This window comes from Bacillus seohaeanensis, from assembly GCF_042684945.1.
GTDB lineage: Bacteria > Bacillota > Bacilli > Bacillales > Bacillaceae_B > Rossellomorea > Rossellomorea seohaeanensis.
The window spans coordinates 989,484-1,010,761 of sequence record NZ_JBHUMF010000031.1 but is presented as its reverse complement, the minus strand read 5'-3'; the positions used below and the strand labels follow the sequence as shown (position 1 = coordinate 1,010,761).

At 37.0% G+C, this 21,278-nt stretch carries 17 protein-coding genes; 16 read left to right on the top strand and 1 reads right to left on the bottom strand.

Annotated elements, in window-relative coordinates; all coding sequences use genetic code 11:
• Positions 1-158: 158 nt before the first annotated feature.
• A complete protein-coding gene (locus ACFSUL_RS18175; RefSeq protein ID WP_377937306.1) occupies positions 159-1,382 on the top strand; it encodes an MFS transporter in 1,224 nt (407 codons plus the stop codon).
• Positions 1,383-1,405: 23 nt separating this feature from the next.
• Entirely contained in the window at positions 1,406-2,113 is a 708-nt protein-coding gene (locus ACFSUL_RS18170) for a PadR family transcriptional regulator (protein WP_377937305.1), read from the top strand.
• Positions 2,114-2,309: 196 nt separating this feature from the next.
• Here ACFSUL_RS18170 and ACFSUL_RS18165 read toward each other — a convergent pair whose 3' ends face one another.
• Positions 2,310-2,846: a peroxiredoxin gene (locus ACFSUL_RS18165; RefSeq protein ID WP_377937304.1), complete on the bottom strand. Its 537-nt coding sequence runs from the start codon at positions 2,844-2,846 to the stop codon at positions 2,310-2,312.
• Positions 2,847-3,106: 260 nt separating this feature from the next.
• On the opposite strand from ACFSUL_RS18165, the gene ACFSUL_RS18160 reads away from it, so the two are divergent.
• The 14 genes from ACFSUL_RS18160 to menE all read left to right on the top strand — a co-directional run bounded on the left by ACFSUL_RS18160 (position 3,107) and on the right by menE (position 21,174).
• Positions 3,107-3,634 (top strand): YceI family protein, encoded by a 528-nt coding sequence (locus ACFSUL_RS18160; protein ID WP_377937303.1) that lies wholly within the window; start codon positions 3,107-3,109, stop codon positions 3,632-3,634.
• Positions 3,635-4,281: 647 nt separating this feature from the next.
• Positions 4,282-4,920, top strand: coding sequence for an MBL fold metallo-hydrolase (locus ACFSUL_RS18155; protein WP_377937302.1), 639 nt, complete (start codon positions 4,282-4,284; stop codon positions 4,918-4,920).
• Positions 4,921-4,989: 69 nt separating this feature from the next.
• Positions 4,990-5,757 carry an SDR family NAD(P)-dependent oxidoreductase gene (locus ACFSUL_RS18150; protein ID WP_377937301.1) on the top strand — a complete coding sequence of 256 codons (768 nt, stop codon included), beginning with the start codon at positions 4,990-4,992 and terminating at the stop codon, positions 5,755-5,757.
• A 157-nt stretch (positions 5,758-5,914) separates the two neighbouring features.
• A complete protein-coding gene (locus ACFSUL_RS18145) occupies positions 5,915-6,919 on the top strand; it encodes a thiamine pyrophosphate-dependent dehydrogenase E1 component subunit alpha (protein ID WP_377937300.1) in 1,005 nt (334 codons plus the stop codon).
• 10 nt (positions 6,920-6,929) lie between these two features.
• Positions 6,930-7,943, top strand: a complete 1,014-nt coding sequence (locus ACFSUL_RS18140; RefSeq protein WP_071412675.1) for an alpha-ketoacid dehydrogenase subunit beta — start codon at positions 6,930-6,932, stop codon at positions 7,941-7,943.
• A gap of 121 nt (positions 7,944-8,064) precedes the next feature.
• Positions 8,065-9,231: a dihydrolipoamide acetyltransferase family protein gene (locus tag ACFSUL_RS18135; RefSeq protein ID WP_377937299.1), complete on the top strand. Its 1,167-nt coding sequence runs from the start codon at positions 8,065-8,067 to the stop codon at positions 9,229-9,231.
• A 111-nt stretch (positions 9,232-9,342) separates the two neighbouring features.
• Positions 9,343-9,468, top strand: coding sequence for a hypothetical protein (locus ACFSUL_RS18130; RefSeq protein WP_377937298.1), 126 nt, complete (start codon positions 9,343-9,345; stop codon positions 9,466-9,468).
• Entirely contained in the window at positions 9,468-10,523 is a 1,056-nt protein-coding gene (locus ACFSUL_RS18125; RefSeq protein WP_377937297.1) for a zinc-dependent alcohol dehydrogenase, read from the top strand. The genes ACFSUL_RS18130 and ACFSUL_RS18125 overlap by 1 nt, the downstream gene beginning before the upstream one ends.
• A gap of 113 nt (positions 10,524-10,636) precedes the next feature.
• Positions 10,637-12,625: a sigma-54-dependent Fis family transcriptional regulator gene (locus tag ACFSUL_RS18120; protein WP_377937296.1), complete on the top strand. Its 1,989-nt coding sequence runs from the start codon at positions 10,637-10,639 to the stop codon at positions 12,623-12,625.
• 386 nt (positions 12,626-13,011) lie between these two features.
• Positions 13,012-14,349 (top strand): MFS transporter, encoded by a 1,338-nt coding sequence (locus tag ACFSUL_RS18115; protein WP_377937295.1) that lies wholly within the window; start codon positions 13,012-13,014, stop codon positions 14,347-14,349.
• A 74-nt stretch (positions 14,350-14,423) separates the two neighbouring features.
• Positions 14,424-16,520, top strand: a complete 2,097-nt coding sequence (locus ACFSUL_RS18110) for a hydantoinase/oxoprolinase family protein (protein ID WP_377937294.1) — start codon at positions 14,424-14,426, stop codon at positions 16,518-16,520.
• A gap of 25 nt (positions 16,521-16,545) precedes the next feature.
• On the top strand, positions 16,546-18,702 hold the full coding sequence (locus tag ACFSUL_RS18105) for a hydantoinase B/oxoprolinase family protein (protein WP_377937293.1): 2,157 nt from the start codon (positions 16,546-16,548) through the stop codon (positions 18,700-18,702).
• A 65-nt stretch (positions 18,703-18,767) separates the two neighbouring features.
• Positions 18,768-19,577: a cyclase family protein gene (locus ACFSUL_RS18100; protein WP_377937292.1), complete on the top strand. Its 810-nt coding sequence runs from the start codon at positions 18,768-18,770 to the stop codon at positions 19,575-19,577.
• A 31-nt stretch (positions 19,578-19,608) separates the two neighbouring features.
• Complete coding sequence (menE, locus tag ACFSUL_RS18095; protein WP_377937291.1) at positions 19,609-21,174, top strand: o-succinylbenzoate--CoA ligase; 1,566 nt, start codon at positions 19,609-19,611, stop codon at positions 21,172-21,174.
• Positions 21,175-21,278 lie beyond the last annotated feature (104 nt).

Sequence of the window (21,278 nt, the reverse complement as noted above, 5' to 3'; positions counted from 1 at the left end):
AAATTGAGCCTCTTTTTATAAAATTTATTTCCTCATTGATTAGAGTGAGTTATTTATTGAATAATTTATATGTAAATGTTTATATATAAATATTTACATATAGTGGATTGAGAGGTAAGATATATGTAACAATTCATGTGCAGAAAGGGGATATTAAATTGTTACTAAAATACCACAGCGCTTTTCGCCATTTGTTTTTAGGAAGAATTTTAAGTGTGTTTGCAGATTCTGTCATGTTTTTTTCATTATTGAAGTGGATAGAAATTCAGTCAAATTCAAGTGAAGCATTTACATTTTTTTATGTTGCTTATTATTTGCCGGTTACGCTTTTGGCCTTACCGATTGGTGCTTGGTTAGATAATAAATCCTTACAGAAAGTTATGATATATTCAAATGCGTTTCGTATAGTGATGCTACTTGCCTTTTTGTTTGTGATGTCCTTCATAGCTTATCAATGGGTATACCTTTTACTAATAGTCTTAAGTATCTTAGGTCTCTTTTTTACTCCTGCCAATCAATCGCTTTTACCACAGATTATAGAAAATGAACATCGTCCGAAAGCTAACAGTTTGTTACAATTAGGTTTTACCGTTGTTAAAATATTCGGGCAAGTATTTACTGCATTAATGGTAAAATGGTCTCTTATCCCTTCTGTTTTATTAATGATCTCCGCAGGGCTTCTTCTTTTTTCATTAGTTTTTATTAGGAAAATTACTCCTATGGTGAAGAAACAGCCAGTGAAGAAACGAGGTCAATGGAAATTAATGAAGGAAGGAATAAAGTATATCGTTAGACATCCTCAACTTCGATTATTATTTTCTTTTTTAGCTTTGGCTATGTTTTTTGCTACTTCGGTCGATTTAATTTTAATCTCTTTTTTGACCGATGTATTATTAGTGGGAGTCGAGAATTTAAGTTTTATCGGTACTGCGTCACTTTTTGGTATAGCTATTGGAGCATCAATCGTTCCGAGGTGGTATAAAAAGATAGAAAGAAAGTGGTTGATTATACCACCACTTTTTGCTCTAGGTATAAGTATAGGAAGTCTCTTTTTTATTACAAATTGGCTATTTATCCTTCCGTTTTTCTTTATTCAAGGAATAGCATTAGGCTGTTTTAATGTGACGTTTGTTACGTATTTGCAAGATGTTGTTTCAAGCGAAAATTACACAAGAACTTTTAGTTTGTACAATATGATTTCAAGCTCAATGGCATTGCCAGGTGTATTGTTAGTAGGTGTTCTGATAAGTAATTTCGGGGTACTGAACGCTATTCTTGCTTTTTCTGGCATTTTATATATGATAGGTATTTTCGGAATCTACTTTATTCCACCATTAGGGAATGGTTATACAAAAGAATACAATAACACAAGTGCTATCTAATATTATTAGGAAGGATGAAGGTAATGTCTTTGCGGTATGGAATACTTGGTTTTTTAAGCAAGTGGGAAGCAAGTGGGTATGATATCAAAAGAGAATTTGATGATGTCATGAGTGTTTTCTGGCACTCTCACCTTTCACAAATTTACCCGGAATTAAATAAACTCGAAAAAGAAGAGCTAATTAGTAGCGAACTTGTTCCTCAGGCTGGAAAACCGGATAAAAAGGTTTATACGATAACAAGAAAGGGAAGAGAGTGGCTAATGAACTGGTTACTTGCTCCCCCTGAAGCACCAAAAATGAAAGATGTTTTTCTTATGCAAACATTTTTTATGGACAATATCCCTGTAGGCGAGGTTTTGCTTAAACTACAAATGTATAAAAAAGAGCGTCAACAGCGGTTAGATAAGATGAGGGAAATCATCCAAATAAGGTGGGAAAGTATAAAAGAAAGAAATGTCATGAAGGCAAGAATTTTAATGAGCACGGCCGTTCTAAAACGGGGGATGGAACAAGAAATACAATATATTAAATGGTGTGAGGAAACAATACGTTTAGTGGAAGCGTGTAAAAATCTTTGGGGAAAAGAGGAGGCTGCTCAAACACAGAATACATATGCTGAAACTGAACATGCCGAAGTTCCATTTCCTACTGCTGTTTCATTTTCGGAAGTCGAAGATATCTTTCTAGAGTATTTTGGTGATTTAATAGATGATAAAGGTAGAAATAGGTAACAGCGGTATGAGGTGATTTATTCTGCAATAACGGATAGCAAGATTTCAAGGTGCTTGACATTCCATTTATCTGGAAATTTTTAAGGGGTGGGGGATAGTATTAAAACTAAAAGATATAGAAAATAAGCCACCTTCATATGAGATAGGTGACTGAGTAGTTACAAAAGAAGCTAGTCAATCTAGCTTCTTTTTAAACCTATGATTCTATTGTTTTATCGCCTAGAGTCCAATCCATAGGACACATTCCACCAGTTTGTAATGCTTGAAGTACACGAAGCGTTTCCGCAGCACTTCTGCCTACATTATGGTTTGTCATTGTTGCGTACTCAATAACTCCATTCGGGTTTACTATGTATAAAGCACGATAAGCAGCACCTGTGTTAGGATCTAGCACATCATATGCTTTAGATACATCTTTACTGTAGTCGGATGCAAGAGTAAGATCAATATCCCCTATAGCATTTGGATGGTCTGCTTTTAACCATGCACGGTGGGTATAAATACTATCCGTACTTATTGCTAGCACTTCCGTATTAAGATTCTCAAATTCTGATAGGTAACTATTCATGACACGAATTTCAGTTGGGCAAACGATAGAAAAGTCAAAAGGATAGAAGAAAAGGATAACCCATTTGTCCTTATAGTTTTCTAGCGTTGTTGGAATAGGTAAGCTTGATAAAGTAGAAACCGAATCCAGTTTAAAGTCGGGTGCTTTGACTCCGATATTTAGCATGTGTGCACAATCCTTTCTAGTATCAATTAACTAGGTTATTATACCTAACAGATGTATGACTTTCAAAATATTTAGCTTTAAGTTTTTATAAAAGTGGATTCCATCATCTTTTTTGACATAGTAAAGGTAACGTTTGAATACATATAAAAATGGTAAATTTAAATTATAAAAAAACAAATTGTTTGACATCGCTGAATAATCATTTTGTATTTAGTTACATAAAGTAACTTAGTTAATAAAATGCAGGGGGAATAGATAACATGACAAAATTCACATTAGACAAAGTACACAGCGGGGTAGCTTTTCAAGTAAAACATATGATGGTAGCGAAAACAAAAGGGGAATTCAAAGACTTTGATGTTGTACTTGAAGGAGATTTAACTGATTTGGAAAGCTTAAAAATTGAGGCGACAATCAATGCTGCATCTATTGATACAAACAACGAAGATCGCGACGGTCATTTACGTTCAGGCGACTTCTTTGATGTAGAAAACTATCAGACAATTAAAATTCAAAGTCAATCAATAAAAAAAGTTTCCGACGAAGAGTATGAATTAACAGCACAAGTAACAATCAAAGGTGTTACCAACACAGAAACGTTCACTGTAGAGTATAACGGAACGTCTAAAAGCCCAATGGACGGCAGTACTGTAACTGGTTTTGATATTGAAGGGAAAATTAATCGTGAAAGTTACGGCTTAACTTGGAACGCAGCGCTAGAAACTGGTGGAGTACTAGTTGGCAAAGATGTTAAATTAAGTGCAAACTTAGAATTTATTGTAGAGTAATAGTTGGTAAGAAAGCGTAGCTGATTGCTGCGCTTTTTTATGTGCGGCTATAAAATTAGTTAAAAGAAATTGTTAATTCTGTCCTTGGCTTTGTACGAGACCATAACTAACCGCAATACAATTCCATGCCTTAGCCTCATCATTGATTTAAGATACAAACAGAATAGCAGTAAGGATGACCTAGTAACAAAAGATTATTATTGAATCTTTTGTTACTAGGTCATTTTGTTTTTCAAACCAATCAAGTAAACCTAAACTATTAGATTGAGAAAAATTACTAATAATGAGAATATTCCTGTTGTTTTTATTGAAAATGGGACGAATTCAAAATTTAGTCACTTAATAAAGAGATAGCGACGTGGTTAAAGAAGTTGGCACACTACTTGCATGTTAGAAGGTAACAAATGAAATGAAGGGAGGAATGCGATGATATTTAGTAGAAACAGCGAAAAAAATATCGTTAGCTAGATTTTTATCAATAATAAGAATTATTGGGAATTTCTTAAGTGTAATAATAAATACTTACATATCTTCATGTTGAATGTGATTTTTTGCTAGATAATGCTTTGACATGAAATGGACATCTACAAGAATTATATGAACATTATTTGTTTTCTCTTTGGATGACAGACAGGAGGAAGCTTCGAATGAAACCGATTAATATACAACAATTTACGTTAGGAAATCTTAAAACGAATAGTTATGTTATTACAGATGACGAGTCATTTTGTATCATTATCGATCCAGGTGAAAACCCTCATGAATTAATTCAATATATTAGTGAAAGGAAAGTCGATTATATTTTATTAACTCACTGTCACTATGATCACATTGCTGGATTAAATTTACTTAAAAACTATACAGACGCTTCGGTAATTGTTCATCACTTAGAGGCAGAATGGTTGCTTGATCCAGAATTAAACCGCTCAGCTCAAACGAATAAACCTGTTGAAAGTGAGTGGCCGGATGTTTTATTAAATGGTGATGAATTAATTCAATGTGGTTCTTTCAGCATTAAAGCGATTCATACTCCAGGGCATTCCCCGGGGAGTACATGTTTCTTGTTGGGTAATGACTATTTGTTTACAGGGGACACCTTATTAGCTGGGATTGTAGGTCCAACAAATCTTCCATTTGGAAATAGGGAAGTTCTAAAGGATTCTATAAAAAACAAACTTTATAGACTCTCTGGTGATATTACTATTTATCCTGGCCATGGTGAGGTAACATCACTCGAATTTGAGAAGGAAAATAATTTATTACCAAATATAAAGGCGTTTTATTAATAGAATCTATAGAGTTACTGTTAATGAATAGTTTCAATTTTAAGAGTTTACAAAGGAGGAAAGAGGATTATGAGATTAAAAAACAAGGTCGCAATTATTACTGGAGCAGGTAGCGGTCAAGGGAAAGCCTCAGCAAAATTATTTGCAAAAGAAGGAGCTAAAGTAGTTATTGTCGAATGGAATGAAGAGAATGGGAAACAGGTCGAACAAGAAATCATCGACGAGGGTCATGAGGCTATATTCATAAAAACGGATATTTCTAGCGAAGAAAATGTACGTTCGGTCATTGATCAAGTGGTCGGAAAATTTGGTCGTATTGATATTTTATTTAATAATGCCGGGATAGGATTTTCAGCACGGTCAAAATATAAAATGGCCTCTCTTATGGAAACACCTTTGGAGGACTGGAATAAAATCATGTCTATTAATCTTAATGGTGTGTACCTTATGTCGAAATATGTGTTACCCATTATGATAGAACAAGAAAGCGGTAACATTGTTAATAATTCTTCATTAAATGGAATCTTGGGCGTTACAGGCGCTGATGCCTACACAGCCTCTAAAGGGGGTGTTGTCGCATTAACTAGAGTTATGGCAGTAGATTATGGGAAACATAATATTAGAGTGAATTGTATTTGTCCAGGAGCAATTGATACTCCGATGATAGCAGAAGTGCTCGATAATGAAAAAATCGCAAAAAACTTTGCTACTAACCCTCTTAAAAGAGTAGGGAAACCAGAAGAAATTGCATCAGCAGCATTATTTTTATCTTCTGATGAATCAAGCTTTATTACTGGTTTAATCATGCCGGTAGATGGTGGATGGAGCGCTGTATAAAGCAAATGCCTGCAGCGGAAAGGAACGGTCCATTTCCCACAAACAATACACTTTACGAAAACAGCCTATATGAAAAAATAAGGTAGACTTATAGAATTATAATTCAGAATATTCTTTTAAAATAAATATTTTTAATTTTATAAAGGGAGTGAGTTTCGTGGCAAAAATCTATGAAAAAGAAATTAATTTAAAAGATTATAGTAAAAATGAATTATTGGATTTTTATCAAAAAATGGTAAAGATTCGGAAGTTTGATGAAAATTTAATTCAATTAATACAAGATGGTAAGGTTTCAGGATTCTATCATTCTGGCATCGGTTCAGAGGGTGTCTCCGTTGGTTCTATTGTTAATAATCTTCGAGACGAAGACTTTATCTATTATAACCATCGTGGTTGTAATCAGAAGATTGCAAAGGGTGTGCCACTTTCGAAACTGTATGGAGACTTCTTAGGAACATTGGAAGGAACAACAAAAGGGCTAGGTGCAGGAATTGTTCATAGTGCAGATCCAGAAAGAGGAGTATTAGGACAAGCTGGTACGATTGGTTCCCAACTTGGGATTAGCGTAGGTTCTGCTTATTCAGCGAAATTTAAAGGAACAGACCAAGTAACGCTTGTGTATTTCGGTGATGGTGCTGCATCAAGGGAACCATTACATGGCTCATTGAACTGGGCGGGCCTGTATAAATTACCGCTTATTTATATATGTGAAAATAATGAGTATGCAATCTCGTGTCATGTTTCAGAAACGCATTCTGTAAAAGAACATATTGCCGATTGGGCGGAAGGATATGGAATTCCAAACTGTGTCGTGGATGGAAATGATGTTCTCCAAATGCATGAAGTAGTGAAGGAAGCAGTAGAAAGAGCGAAAAGAGGAGAAGGTCCAACATTTATTGAAGCAAAAACATTCCGCCATCGCGGGCACTTTGAGGGAGATCCTTATGATTATGTGGATCCTGAAGTACTGCAAGATTGGAAAGAAAATAGAGATCCAATTAAAAATTATAAAGCAAGGTTACTTAATGAAGGAATTTGCTCGGAAGAAGAGTTAATAAAATTAGATGAACAAGTTGAGGAAGAAGTTGCCGAAGCTATTAAAAAAGCAGAAGATTCTCCACTACCAGGACCAGAAAGAATTTATGAAGGACTATTTTCTTAAGGGGGAATAAATGATGACAATATCAACGAATGCAGGAGAAGTAAAGGTAAAAACATTAAATATGCGTCAAGCCATTATAGAGGCACTTACGGAAGAAATGGAAAGAGATCCTAGCACAGTATTATTTGGTGAAGATGTTGGTAAGTTTGGTGGGGTATTTGGTGCAACTAAGGGGCTACACGAAAAGTTTGGTAACAGAGTATTTGATACGCCAATTGCCGAAACAACTATAGTTGCTGCAGCATTGGGAATGGCCATTTCAGGTGGAATGAGACCAATCCCAGAGTTACAATTCGGCGACTTTGTGGGAGTTGCATTTGATGAAGTTTTCCATAAATTAGGTAAATGGCGTTGGATGCACGGTGGACAAATGGAAGTTCCTGTAACGCTAAGGTTACCAATTGGCATTGCTGGTGGAGCTGGACCTGAGCATTCGCAAAGTCCACAAGCCCTCTTTATGCATGCACCAGGTTTGCAAATTTGTGTACCATCGACTCCAGCGGATGCAAAAGGCTTGTTAAAATCGGCAATTCGTGAAAATAACCCGGTACTCTTTTTCGAACATAAGGTTTTATATGATGTAAAAGGAGAAGTTCCAGAAGGCGAATACTTAATTCCACTAGGGAAGGCAGATATAAAACGGGAAGGATCTGACGTAACAATCATTGCAACAGCTCTTCAAGTTCAAACAGCCTTAAACGCAGCAAAATCTTTAGCTAAACAAGGGGTGGAGGCAGAAGTAGTCGACCCTCGTACGCTAGCTCCACTTGATATGGAAACAATTTTAAATTCCGTACGCAAAACAGGACGTGTATTAATTGTCCATGAAGAACCAACAACAGGGGGATCTGGTGCCGAAATCTCTGCTCAAATTCAAGAGGAAGCATTATTTGACCTTCATGCACCGATTAAAAGAATTGGAAGTCCAGATGTTCCTATTGCCCAAAGCATTTATCTAGAACAGTTTTATCGCCCAAGTGAAGAACAAATTATTGATGTAGTCAACGAGTTAATGGAGTACTAATGAAATAGAATTTGGGTTTCTAGCTTGCATTGTGAGCTAGAAACTCGGAACCTAGCGAAAGTAACCTATTAATTCTTGAATAGAAAATAGATAAAAATTGACGCTGACAGGAGTGGGAGAAATGAATGAGGTAAAAATGCCACGCTTAGGTGTAACGATGCAAAATGGTACGGTATCTGAGTGGCTCGTAGAAGAAGGCGAATCCGTTGAAAAAGGGGATTATTTATTCGAATTAGAAACAGAAAAATCAACATTGGAAATTGAATCCCAAGCATCAGGGGTCTTGAAAAAAGTAATTATACCTGCGGGCGAGGAAGTTCCCATTAATACGGTTATTGCTATTATCGCCGATGAAGGGGAAGAAGTTGATTTATCTTCATATACAAATGATACGCCTGCAAGTGTTGAGACTGCTGCAGCAACAGAACAACTAGAAACTCCTAAAGAAGAAAAGCCGCAACCGCAAAAACAAAAGCGAACTGGGGGAATTTTACCTCGGGCCCGTAAACTTGCAAAAGAACTCGGAGTCAACATTGATAATATTGTTGGGACAGGTAAAAACGGAATAGTTACGGAAGAGGATATTCGAAATGCGTCAAATCCAACATCCGATATTCCAGTAAAAGAAAGAATTACATTAAATAATGTAAAAAGTGCAATGGCAGACAATATGCTAGATAGTTGGAGAAACATTCCTCAATTTACGCAAATGGTTTCTGTAAATATGGAAAATGTTTTAAATGTAAAAAAAGAGATTGAAAATGTTTCATTAAACGACATTATTGTAAAAGCTGTTGGCAGTGCAGTAAAATCAACTCCAATCGTTAATAGTAAATTAGAAGATAAAGAGATTGTCATTTATGATGAAGTGAATGTATCTGTTGCTGTTAATAGTAAGCATGGTTTAGTTGTTCCGGTTATAAAAAATGTAGAATCGAAATCTGTTTCTGAAATTTCTACGGAAGTGAAAAATTTAGCGCAAAAGGCGGAAGATAACCAATTGACGTTAGAAGATTATGCTAACGGTACAATTACGGTATCGAATCTTGGTAGTCTAGGAATTGAAACAGGAACTCCAATCATTAATGCACCACAATCTACTTTGGTGTTTGCCGGTGCGATTCGCAAAACTCCAGTAGTGAACGAGAATAATGAAATCGTTGTAGCGCCAGTTATGACACTATCTATTTGTTATGATCACCGATTCATTGATGGTGTTGCAGGCGCACAATTTACAAATGAAGTGAAAAATACATTAGAAAATATCACGATTGACGACTTACTGTAAGAGATTACTCTTACAGTTTTTTTTACAGTTTGCTTCAAAAAGAGGAATGTATTTAGAGAGGAAAAAGTGATTCGCTAGTGTGAAAACACTCCAGGAATAAGAAGGAACTGATTGAAAATCCAGATGAATCGATTGAACAAAGAAGAGAAGTGGCTCGGGAAAAGAAAAAACAATCCGTCGTGGGCAAAACAATTTACGTTAAATAAATATTATCAATTAGTAAAGGGGTTTTTATAATGGGAACAATGAAAGCAGCTGTATACTATGGGGCACGTGACCTTAGAGTGGAGACTATTGATATTCCAGAGGTTGGTACAAATGATATTTTATTAAAGGTTGACGCATGTGGCATTTGTGGATCAGATGTTCATAGTTATGGAACTGGATTGTATATAAACAAAGGGCAAATAATGGGGCATGAGTTTTCTGGAGAAGTAGTGAAGGCGGGACAAAATGTTCAGGATATACAAGTAGGAGAAAGAGGTACTGGGTTTTATTCCGAGTTTTGTGGTTCTTGTTATTGGTGTAAAAATAAGCAATTCATCCTATGTCCGAATTTGTTTAAGGCTTCAACTGGTTATGGACTTCCCGGTGCATTTGCTGAATATTTACTTATCCCGAATGCCAAGAAAAATATTTCGTTTTTTCCTATACCGAACGAAATGGATAAGTTTACGGCAGCGACCATTGAGCCTGTATCTGTTGCAGCTCACACGGTAGATCAATGCCTTCCGAAACGAGAGGATAAAGTTGTTATTATGGGAGCAGGTTTAATTGGAAATGCTATAATGCAGATTTTTAAAGTAACAGGGGTTGATGAGATCGTTGTTACAGAAGTATCGGAACAACGGTTAGAATATGTGCAAAAATTAGGAGCAGATCATGTAATAAACGCTGTAAAAGAAAATGTGCTAGAAAGGGTAAAAGAAATCGTAGGGGTAGGTCCTTACCATTTTAATGAAGGAGCAATGGCGGATATTGTTGTCGATGCAGCTGGTGCACCATCTGCAGTAGAACAGTCTTTTGAGATGGTGAGAAGTGGTGGAACGATCGCATTTGTTGGTCTTCCTGAAAAGAAAGCAGCACTTGATACAACGAAAATTGTACACAAAGCGCCAAAAATTTTAGGGTGCCTAGGAGGAAATTTTACGAAGTCTGTTGAATTGTTAAAAAATAAGGAAGTAAATACAAAAGAACTAATTACCCATGTATTTCCGATTACTCATGCAAAGGAAGCATTTGAAACACAAATGAAACCACACGAATCAGTAAAGGTTATGATTGAGTTTTAGTGATAATGGCATGCTACGTCAGTCATCTCTCCTAACACGGGTACTGAATGAGGAATCTGTATTAGAAGACTAATTCTGTCTTTCTATAACCTTTTGTTTGGAGGGTAAATAATATGGTAGACATATATACTTATAAAGGGCGCTTTCGCTCTCCTGAAGTATCAGAAAAGGAAAAGGAATTAAAAAAATCTTGGGCGAATTATTTTAAGAATGGCGTTGTTCTTAATGAGGTTCGTCCAGTTATTCTGTCTTCGTGGAAGCGTTCGCAAAAATATGGTGTTAATCCAAATGTAAACCAAGCTCCGATATGTTCTCCAAAGGTATTAATCCAAAAACAAGAAGGAAATAAAGATATTTTAGCTTTAATCCGACCGTTTATGGATGATCTGTTTGATATCGTGAAAGGGACGGATAGTATTATTGCATTCTGTGACAAAGACGGGGTTGTGTTAGATTTATGTGGTGATAGTGAAATAGCAATTAATGCTGCATATGTAAACTTTACAGTCGGGGCTAATATGAGTGAACAGTGGATAGGCACGAATTCAATCGGACTAGCACTGGTACAAGGAAAAGCGGTTCAAGTAATAGGTGGCGAACATTATAGTACAATATGGCATACCTCTCACTGTTCCAGTGCGCCAATTAAAGACCCATTTACAAATGAAATTATTGGTGTCATTACGTTAATCGGATATGTACGTTCGGCAAATCCTCATTCCTTAGGACTTGTTAAGACAGCAGCCGACACAATTGTAAAATTAATCGAGCAAAAAGGTATTCAAAAAGAAACATATTTAATGAACAATTACTTTAATGCTGCGGTTGATTCGATTTCAGATGGGATAATCATCGTAAACCGATTGGGAGAAATTATCCGTTTAAATAAGGTTGCTTCTCATATGTTAAAAGTCCCAATAGCAGATATGCTTAAACGTAAATTAAGTGATATCGAACAATTACAGCAGCTCTCTGAAAATTTAAAGGAAAAGATTAGTGGAAATGATGTAGTGTTGCAGGATACATTAACTTTGCCTCATGATGAGAAGTATACAATACTGTTTACATCAAGAAAAATCATTGTCGAGGGAGACCATTTAGGAAATATAATTATTTTAAAGAAAAAGAAAAAGAAAGAAATAATAAAAAATACAGCAAAATATACTTTTTCTTCTCTAATTGGTGAAGATAATGGCTTTAAACGAGCGATTAAACTTGCTTCTAAAGCGGCTACAACGGATAAAGGTATTTTAATCATTGGGGAAAGCGGGACAGGTAAAGAGCTATTTGCCCAGGCAATCCACAATGAAAGTATGAGACGAAACGGACCATTTATTGCTATTAATAGTGCAGCTATTCCGAAAGATTTAATTGCGAGTGAGTTGTTTGGATATGTTGAAGGTGCGTTCACGAATGCAGTAAAGGGCGGAAAAACGGGAAAGTTTGAGGAAGCAAATGGAGGTACGATATTTCTTGATGAAATTGGTGATATGCCTCTAGAATTACAAGCCCATTTATTACGTGTGTTGGAAGAAAGAGAGATTACGCCAGTAGGATCTAATTTTTCAAGACCAATTGATATTAGAGTAATTGCTGCTACAAATAAGGATCTATTTTCTTTAGTAAAAGAGAATAAATTTCGTTTGGATTTGTATTATCGATTAAATGTTATTTCAATTAACATACCTTCGTTGCAAAAGCGAAAACAGGATATCGAATTATTGGCCAAACATTTTCTGCCGCAGAAAACATTAAGTGTAGATGTTTTAAAACGTTTTTATGAGTACGAATGGCCAGGAAATCTTAGAGAAATGAAAAATGTGATGGAACAAATAGAGATTTTTTGTGATGATTCATTTGTCACAGAAGAATATTTACCAGACTATTTAATGATGCAGCTTGAGGATAAGAATACTCCGGAAAGTCTCTATCAGTCAGTCGCTAATGATACAAAAAGAGATACTTTAATTATGACATTAAAGAATAGTAAGAGTGCCGCAGCAGCCGCTAAAAAATTAGGTGTCTCCTCAAGTACGTTATACCGTTGGGCGAGTGATTATCAAATAAATATTAAGGAATATATGAAAAAAGGAAAAAAATAAATAATGGAGCAACACATTTTTAAGGACTCACACGGTTTAATAAAAACGGGTGGGTCTTTTTTGTATGTATTATAGAGGAAAGTTATTAAAGTGGAATACTCAATCAAAAATAAGAATTTCCTAATAAAATTCCTACGAAATATAGAAAAATAAAGAAGTTGTCTTATTAAATATTGAAAAATTGGGAATATTCAGTTTGGCATGGAAATTGCATATAAATAGGTAAGAGAGTCAAAAGAGAAAATGCGAAAAATCCATTATTTGTAAGTGTTTTCTATCATCGTGTTTAAACTTTAAAGAAGTTATTAGAGGATCTTTTTTTGAGGGGGTGGTCTAGAAGAAGTGTCTTTTTGTTGATGAATCTATAAAAAATGGGGGATGGAAAAATGTCAACTACTGCTGAAAGTACCATCCAAATGAAAGGATGGAGGAAACGTCATACCGTTTTCCTTGCAGTAATTCTTACAAATTTTGTTGTTTGGCTGGATGAGGCGATATTTGGAACATTGACACCGTATTGGGGTGAGGCATTTGCGCTATCAACAACAGAGATCGCTTCCGTTTCTTCTGCTTATTTACTTGGCTATTTTCCATTTTTATTCATCGCAGGGATTTTAGCAGATAGAATTGGTGCCAAGCGTTTATTAATTGCTTGTTTAATTGGCTGTACCATCATCAGTGCTTCTACAATATTTGTAAATGACTTTACTCAACTTTGGTGGAGAAATTTCATTTTTGGCATGTTTTTCGGTCTCCTATGGGCACCTTGTAATCGTTTATTGGCATTGTGGTTTCCAGCTCATGAAAGGGTAAGATACACTGCTCTTTGGTTCAGTTCAACAATGGCAGCATTTGCATTAGCTGGACCAATCGGACTTACAATCGCGGGGATCTTTAGCTGGGAGATGTCATTTATTACGGTCACGATTCTTGGACTTCCAATCCTGCTATTTTTTTCATTAGTCGTAAAGGATCGCCCGGAAGAGAAACAAGGAATCTCTCAAGAAGAGATGAAATTCATTCATGATGGCAATGAATCGGGACTACAAGTTGATAAATTTAAATGGAGCTATTTTAAAGAAGTGCTAAAAAACCCAAGTGTGTATTTTATGGCGATTGCCGCTGGGTTGGCAACAACACCAAACTGGTTAGCAACAACATGGGGATCTACTGGGTTAATTAATGGCTTCGATGTTTCTCCTTCTACTGCTGGAGTAATTATTTCTTTGATGTATGCAATACCAATGGTTCTTGGTTTTACAAATGGTTGGGTCGTAAATAAATTATGTAAAGGGTATACAAGGGCTGCATTAGCTATTGGACCGGCTATTGGGGGTATTTCCTTTATAATTGCTAGTTTCTTTGTACCTAACTATTTGGTTTATGCCTTATTAGTCTATGGGTTTGCCGCTGTAAGTAATGTGTACTTCTGGGGTACTATCAATGTTTATTGGTCTGGAATAGCTAGACCAGAAGTTATAGGTACATTAAATGGACTGGGTTCTGCATTACAAGTTGCGTTTGGTTATGCACTCGTTAGTATGAGTGGCGGCTGGGTAAACACATCAGTAGCAGGCTCTGCCGCTTTTAGCAAAGTCTGGTTAATTGGTGGAATTGTCTTCCTTGCGACAATTGTATTGATATACATGTCAAAAGAAATTATGATTCATCAACAAAAAGAAACTAGTCAAACGGAAGAGGTTAAAGATGCTATAGAAGTATAAATAGATAGATAAACAGAAACAATGTTTCTGTTTATCTATCACATCTATACACTCGAAACAAAGGGGGATCTCAGGTGGAAGTTTTAGTCGAAAAAGAGACGAAATATCATGTTGGAATCGATATTGGTGGTACGTTTACGGATCTAGTTTTATCAGACCATGAAGGAAATGTACATAGAGCGAAAGCACTGACAACTCATGGGAGATATACAGAAGGGATTATTAATGCCTTAACAAAGGTTTCAAAGAAATTGAATACGGAAATTGAAAATTTGTTAAGTAAAACCGAGTTATTTATTAACGGAACGACTATTGTGACCAATGCAATCGCCGAATTAAAAGGGGATACTGTCGGATTGATTACAACGAGGGGTTTTAAAGACACGATGAGAATCGCCCGGTCGGCAAGAACGAATGAATATAATATGCATACCCAAACAAATCTACCAGAGATAGTGAAAAGAAGCGCTATCGTAGAAGTAGATGAGCGTGTTGATTCTAGTGGAAAGGTTGTAATTGAGCTAGACGTTGATCAAGTAAGAGAGCAGATACGTTATCTTGTCGAAGAAGAAAAGGTAGAATCGTTTGCGGTTTGTTTACTTTGGTCATTTAAAAATCCAAAGCATGAAAAACAAATTAAAGCAATTGTTCAGGAAATGTATCCCGATAAGTTTATTACGATATCAAGTGAAATTTATCCGGTTGAACGGGAATATGAACGAATGGTGACAACAGTTTTAAACTCGTTTAGTGGACAAGCGGTAGAAAAATACGTAGATATTTTGGAAAGCGAATTAAGAGAACGTGGGTTACATGTTCCGGTAGGACTAATGCAGTCAATTGGTGGAGTTTTATCGTCAGAAGAAGCGAAGTATCGCGCAATTAACCTTATCAACTCAGGTCCTGTTGGTGGAGTACTGGGTGCGAATAACCTAGGGAAACTGTTAGGACTGAAGGACGTTATTACAGCCGATATGGGTGGAACGAGCTTTGATACAGCGTTAATTAAAGATAATCAACTCGGTTTAGGACACCGTGCTGAACTGAATCGGTTTATGACAGGGTTAAGTATGGTTGATATTACAGCTATTGGTGCTGGTGGTGGAAGTATTTGTTGGATTGATGACCGAAACGCGCCAAGAGTCGGGCCAGAAAGTGCCGGATCATTTCCTGGACCTGCTTGTTACGGGCAAGGTGGAGAAAACCCAGCAATAACAGATGTTGTTGTAGCACTAGGTATGATTAACCCCGATTTATTCCTCGGTGGGGAAATGGAATTAAGCAAGGAGGCTTCGATTGAAGCAATAAAGACGAAAATTGCTGACCCACTTGGATGGGATGTCAATCAAGCAGCTTCCGGTTTATATCGAATTGTCGTAGATTCGATGAGTAATGCTGCAAGGTCGGTATCCATTGAAAAAGGATTTGACCCACGCGAATTTACTGTCATTTCCTATGGCGGTGCAAGCCCGTTATTTATTGCACCGATTTGTAAAAATTTAGGAATTAAAAAGGTAGTTATTCCAGCAAACTCATCTGTATTCTCTGCTTATGGGTTGTTATGGTCGGATAATATCCGAAGTTTTGCCCAGACAGTAAACTGGAATGTGAATAATGGCCAAACAGCGGATATCAATGAGTTATTAAATAACTTAGTAAATCAAGCCAAGGATGCTTTATATTCCAATGGTTTTGCTGATGAGAATATTGAAGTAATAAAAGAAGGTGATTTTAAATTTGCTGGACAGGCATTTGAAATTACAATCCCGCTACCAGATGGAAATATTACCGAGTTAGATAAAGAAGAAATCATTGCTAACTTTGTTGAAACATATGAACGGTTGTATGGAAAAGGTACAGCATGGGAAGGTTCCGATGTCATTATGTTGAATTGCCGTGTAACAGGCGTAGGAAAGACAGTTAAACCGAAAATTAAAAGCAATGAAGTAGAAGGAAAAGAGAAGGTGGAAGCACATAAATATAGTGAAGTGTTTTTACCAGACATGAACGAGGCGAGACAAATTCCAACTTTTGTTTCACAAAATATCTCTGTCGGAGATCAAATTAGTGGCCCCGCAATTGTAGAAGCTGGTGATACGACCATTTACGTGCCAGAAAACTCTAACATCACCAAAGACGAATACCTAAACTACGTTATGGAAGTTAGATAATAAACTCTTACTAGGAGGGGAATTTATGAAGCTTAAAACAATTGATGAGATAACTACATCTACTTTGAATCGTGTTGATTATGACCCAGTAACAGCAGAAGTTGTTCAAATGCGATTAGTAAACATTGTTGGTGAAATGGCGACAACATTAAAAAGAACGTCAGGTTCTCCCATTTTAACGGAAGCACAGGATTTTTGTACTGCTATATTTGATGAAGAAAATGAACATATTGCTTTTTCAGGATATGTTATTACCCATATCGGTTCTTCTGTTGAAGGGGTAAAAAGTATTCCAAATTACTATGATATGGAATCCATCAAACCAGGGGATCATTTTATTGTGAATGACCCGCATACCGCTGGTGCTCTTCATCAGGGAGATGTCGCTATAATTAGTCCACTTTTCTATAAGGATGAATTTATTGGTTGGTCTTTCTCGAACGCACATATTGCGGATATCGGTGGAATGTCTCCTGGCGGTTGGGCTCCTGTTGCACGTGACGTTTATTCCGAAGCTTTGCGATTTGTTCCGACAAGGCTAGTGAGCGAAGGGAAATATAATTATGAATTATTTAACTTAATTAGAAGTAATGTACGTCTACCGGAAACGGTAGTGAATGATATTAAAAGTTTAATTGCAGCAAATAACGTTAGTCAGCGAAGAGTTACGGAGCTTATCGACCAAATTGGGCTCGAAGAATACAGAAAATACTGTAAAGTAAACAAAGCTCTTTCGGAAAAACAGATGTGCGAAAAGATTTCTAAAATACCAAATGGCATCTTTCAAACAGAGGATTGGGTAGAATATGACGGTTATGGTGATAACAAATTAGTGAGAGTAAGTTGTACCCTAACGGTAAAAGATTCGTCTTTACATTTTGATTTTAGTGATACGGATCCACAATTAGATGCTTTCATTAACGCAGGTTCCGGGGTCATGCTAGGTATTGTAAATGGTCTAATGATGATTGGACTGGCTTTTGATATTCCTATCAATGCAGGGATATTACGACCAATCGAGATAGAGCTTGGCGAACCAGGAACTGTTGTAAATCCGACAGTGCCAGCACCTGTTTCATGCGGACATATGGAAGGTGGTCTTGGAGCAGGACGAGCGTTATGGGAAGGGATGGTGCAAGCACTCCAAAGAAGTGAAGACCCAGCCATTAGGGAAAGAACAGCTGCGTTAAGCCACTATTCATGGCCAGGCAATAGCTGGGTAGGATTAGACAAAGCTGGAAACTATACGGCGTTTGCTGTACTAGACTGTGGAAGTGGTGGACTTGGAGGGCAATCAATAGGAGACGGGCTAGATATATCTTGTCACGAAGTTATGCTAGGCAACTCGATTCCGGATGTGGAAATTAATGAAGGATTATATCCGATGTTATATCTTTGGAGATCGTTGAATTATGGCTCCGGTGGTCACGGCTTTAATCGTGGTGGACAAGGAATTGACATAGCTTGGATTCCATACGGTACAGAAGCATTATCTGGAACACTCGAAAATGCAATGGCAGAAATACCATCAAGAGGTGTTTTAGGTGGTTATCCGGGAGCAACAAACCTTTATAAAGTTCATCGTGATGCAAATGCGCAGTCGTATATTGAAAGTAATAATCGGATGCCCAAACTAGCTGAACTCGGCGATGAGGAAATTTTGCCAAATCATGCTACGAACATTAAGTTGTCAGAAAACGATGTATTCCGCCAACTAACTGGCGGTGGAGGTGGTTACGGAGATCCGTTATTTAGGGGGATCCATAAAGTCGCTAAAGATGTAGCGGATGGCTATATAACGCAAGAAACAGCAAAAATTGTTTATGGTGTCTTGATAGATTCTTTAAATGAAGCTGATATCGAAGGAACAGAAGCGTTACGAACAAAAATGCTTTCAGACAGAATTGGAAAGCCTGTCACGTATTTAGAAAAAAATCATACGGAATTTGGCTTAATTTCACAGGATAATGCCCTAAAATGTGCTTGTTGTCAGGCATCACTTTCTACTACCGAGGAAAATTGGAGAGAAAAGGTAGAAACGAAAGAATATCCTTTAGCAGACAGATTAAAGAGCTTGAATATTGAAATTCAAGAGCGAAAGCAAGCGGACTTATTTTTAGAAGAATCTTACTGTCCAAGCTGTGGGGTTCTCATCGAAACAGCAATTCGAAAAAACGGTTAACCAATAGATTCATTCTATATTCCAATAAATCTATCACTATATCAAATTAAATGGGAGGTTTTACAATGTTTACAGCAACTAAAAGTACAGTAGACGTTTTAAAAACAATTAGTAAGGGGAAAATCTTTGATTTAGGAATGCCATTGAAAAATTTCATGCCACACGCACCGTTACACCCACCATTTTTATTTGCACAGTGGGCAAAGCATGGGGACTATCAAAATGGCTGTTGTTCTCCATCGAATGACTTAATTGTCATGGGGGGACATGTCGGTACACATGTGGATGCATTGGGTCATATTGCGAAAGAAGGGAAAATTTATGGCGATATTGATGCAAATGAAACTCAGCATGGCCAACAAGGATTAGCACAAGGAGGAGTAAATGAAATTCCTCCTGTTATTACAAGAGGGGTATTGCTTGATGTCGCGGGGTATTTAGGTGTCGACCATATGGACGCTAAAGAACCAATTAATGGGGAACTTTTACAAAAAACAGCGGAAAAACAAGGTGTGGAAATCCAAGAGAATGATATCGTGCTCGTTCGTACTGGCTGGATTCAACATTTTGATAATAATGATCTTTACACTGGACATCATAGCGGCTGTCCTGGGGTTGATTTAGATGGGGCTAAGTGGATTTCTAGTAAAGGCGCGTTAATGACTGGGGCCGATACACTTGCTTATGAAGTATGGCCAAGTGCGGAGCTACCTGTTCATACGCACTTACTTGCTGAATCCGGAATTCCTATTATGGAAATGGTGAATTTAGAGGAACTTTCTGCTGAAAACGTTTATGAGTTTACTTTTATTATGATTCCACTAAATATCATTGGAGGAACAGGCTCTCCAATCCGTCCAATCGCAGTAGTGTAATAAATGAAAGAAGAAAGGAGGTTTTCCCAATATGAGTAATTATCCACAGGCTAACTGGCGATCACTAAATCTAGGAGAAATGTTAGCACGTAATGCTCGAAAAACTCCTGGAAAACTAGCGCTAGTATTTGAAGAAACAGAATTGACATATAGAATGTTAAATAATCGCGTAAACCAATTGGCAAATGCATTAGCGAAACAAAATGTACAAAAAGGCACGAAAGTAGCAATCATATCCTATAACTCACATCGAGTAGTGGAGGTCTTCTTTGCTTGTAATAAGCTTGGGGCTGTTGCAGTGCCAATTAACTTTCGGCTTGTAGAAGAGGAAGTGCGCTATATTTTATCGAACTCTGACAGTGAGGTTTTAATCTTTGGAAAAGAGTTTGCTGAGGTAGCAGACAATTTAATGAAAGATAAAGTTGTCAGGTACGCTGTTCAATTAGAAGGAGAACGTTCTTCTTATTCGGAGGATTATGAACAATTGATTGCAGAGGAAAGCATTGAAGAGCCTAACGTCTATGTACATGATGAATCGGACGCATTCATCATGTATACATCCGGAACAACAGGACGTCCTAAGGGGGCGGTTTTGACACATAAAAATCTTTGGATGAATACAACGAACTGGTCGCAAGAAATGCAAGTAACAAATGACTCTGTTTGGTTATCAGGGCTACCATTATTCCATATTGGAGGGTTAAATGGTGTGTTACCATTTATCTTTGTCGGTGGGACGAATGTGTTAACTGCAAGTACGGGCTTCGATCCAAAATCTACATTAGAATTAATTTCGAAAAGCCGTGCCACGCATTGTTATTTTGTCCCTACACAATGGCAGCAAATTATCGAGCAAGATTTGTCTAAGTATAACCTTAAACAAATTAAAAAGGCATTATGGGGAGCATCGATTGCCCCAATCCCAGTTATTGAAGGGATTATTAAAGCGTTTCCGTTAGTTGAAATTGTTAATGCTTTTGGTCAAACAGAAATGTCCTCCAATACATGTTTCCTTAAAGGGGAGGATACAAAACGAAAAGTTGGTGCAGTAGGGTTGCCGGCAATTAATGTGGAAGTTCGAATTGTCGATGAGGAGGATAATGATGTTGAGCAAGGAGAAGTAGGAGAAATTGTCTACAGAGGGCCAACTGTTTTTAAAGAATACTATAAAAATCCAACTGCAACGGCAGAAGCACTTCGAAATGGCTGGTTTCATTCCGGCGACCTAGTACGTCAAGATGAAGAAGGCTATATTTTTATCGTCGATCGCAAAAAAGACATGATTATTAGTGGAGGAGAGAACATTTATCCTGCAGAAGTAGAACAAGCGATTCGAAAACATTCATTAGTGGACGATGTATCCGTTATAGGTGTACCACATGAAAAATGGGTGGAGACGCCGCGAGCGTATGTCGTGACAAAAGAGAATGCAAAACTAGAACCGGAAGAAATTATTCAACATTGTCAAAAATACTTGGCAAGCTACAAAAAGCCAACAAGTGTGGAGTTTATCGATGAGCTTCCGAGAAATGCTGCAGGGAAAGTATTACGTAGACAACTACGTAAATTAGATAAAGACTCAAGTGTTGTAAGGTAATAGACTACTAGATTGTGAATAACATGGATGATGTAAAAGAACCAAGCATAGATCTGACTGTGAATAAATGTAACTGTTTACATGGGAACTAAATCTATAATGGG

Coding starts and splice junctions, on each gene's coding strand:
- ACFSUL_RS18165 (WP_377937304.1), bottom strand. CDS start 2,846: ATGCTAAATATCGGAGTCAAAGCACCCGACTTTAAACTGGATTCGGTT.
- ACFSUL_RS18100 (WP_377937292.1), top strand. CDS start 18,768: ATGTTTACAGCAACTAAAAGTACAGTAGACGTTTTAAAAACAATTAGT.
- ACFSUL_RS18135 (WP_377937299.1), top strand. CDS start 8,065: ATGAATGAGGTAAAAATGCCACGCTTAGGTGTAACGATGCAAAATGGT.
- ACFSUL_RS18140 (WP_071412675.1), top strand. CDS start 6,930: ATGATGACAATATCAACGAATGCAGGAGAAGTAAAGGTAAAAACATTA.
- ACFSUL_RS18170 (WP_377937305.1), top strand. CDS start 1,406: ATGTCTTTGCGGTATGGAATACTTGGTTTTTTAAGCAAGTGGGAAGCA.
- ACFSUL_RS18120 (WP_377937296.1), top strand. CDS start 10,637: ATGGTAGACATATATACTTATAAAGGGCGCTTTCGCTCTCCTGAAGTA.
- ACFSUL_RS18150 (WP_377937301.1), top strand. CDS start 4,990: ATGAGATTAAAAAACAAGGTCGCAATTATTACTGGAGCAGGTAGCGGT.
- ACFSUL_RS18105 (WP_377937293.1), top strand. CDS start 16,546: ATGAAGCTTAAAACAATTGATGAGATAACTACATCTACTTTGAATCGT.
- ACFSUL_RS18115 (WP_377937295.1), top strand. CDS start 13,012: ATGTCAACTACTGCTGAAAGTACCATCCAAATGAAAGGATGGAGGAAA.
- ACFSUL_RS18125 (WP_377937297.1), top strand. CDS start 9,468: ATGGGAACAATGAAAGCAGCTGTATACTATGGGGCACGTGACCTTAGA.
- ACFSUL_RS18160 (WP_377937303.1), top strand. CDS start 3,107: ATGACAAAATTCACATTAGACAAAGTACACAGCGGGGTAGCTTTTCAA.
- menE (WP_377937291.1), top strand. CDS start 19,609: ATGAGTAATTATCCACAGGCTAACTGGCGATCACTAAATCTAGGAGAA.
- ACFSUL_RS18155 (WP_377937302.1), top strand. CDS start 4,282: ATGAAACCGATTAATATACAACAATTTACGTTAGGAAATCTTAAAACG.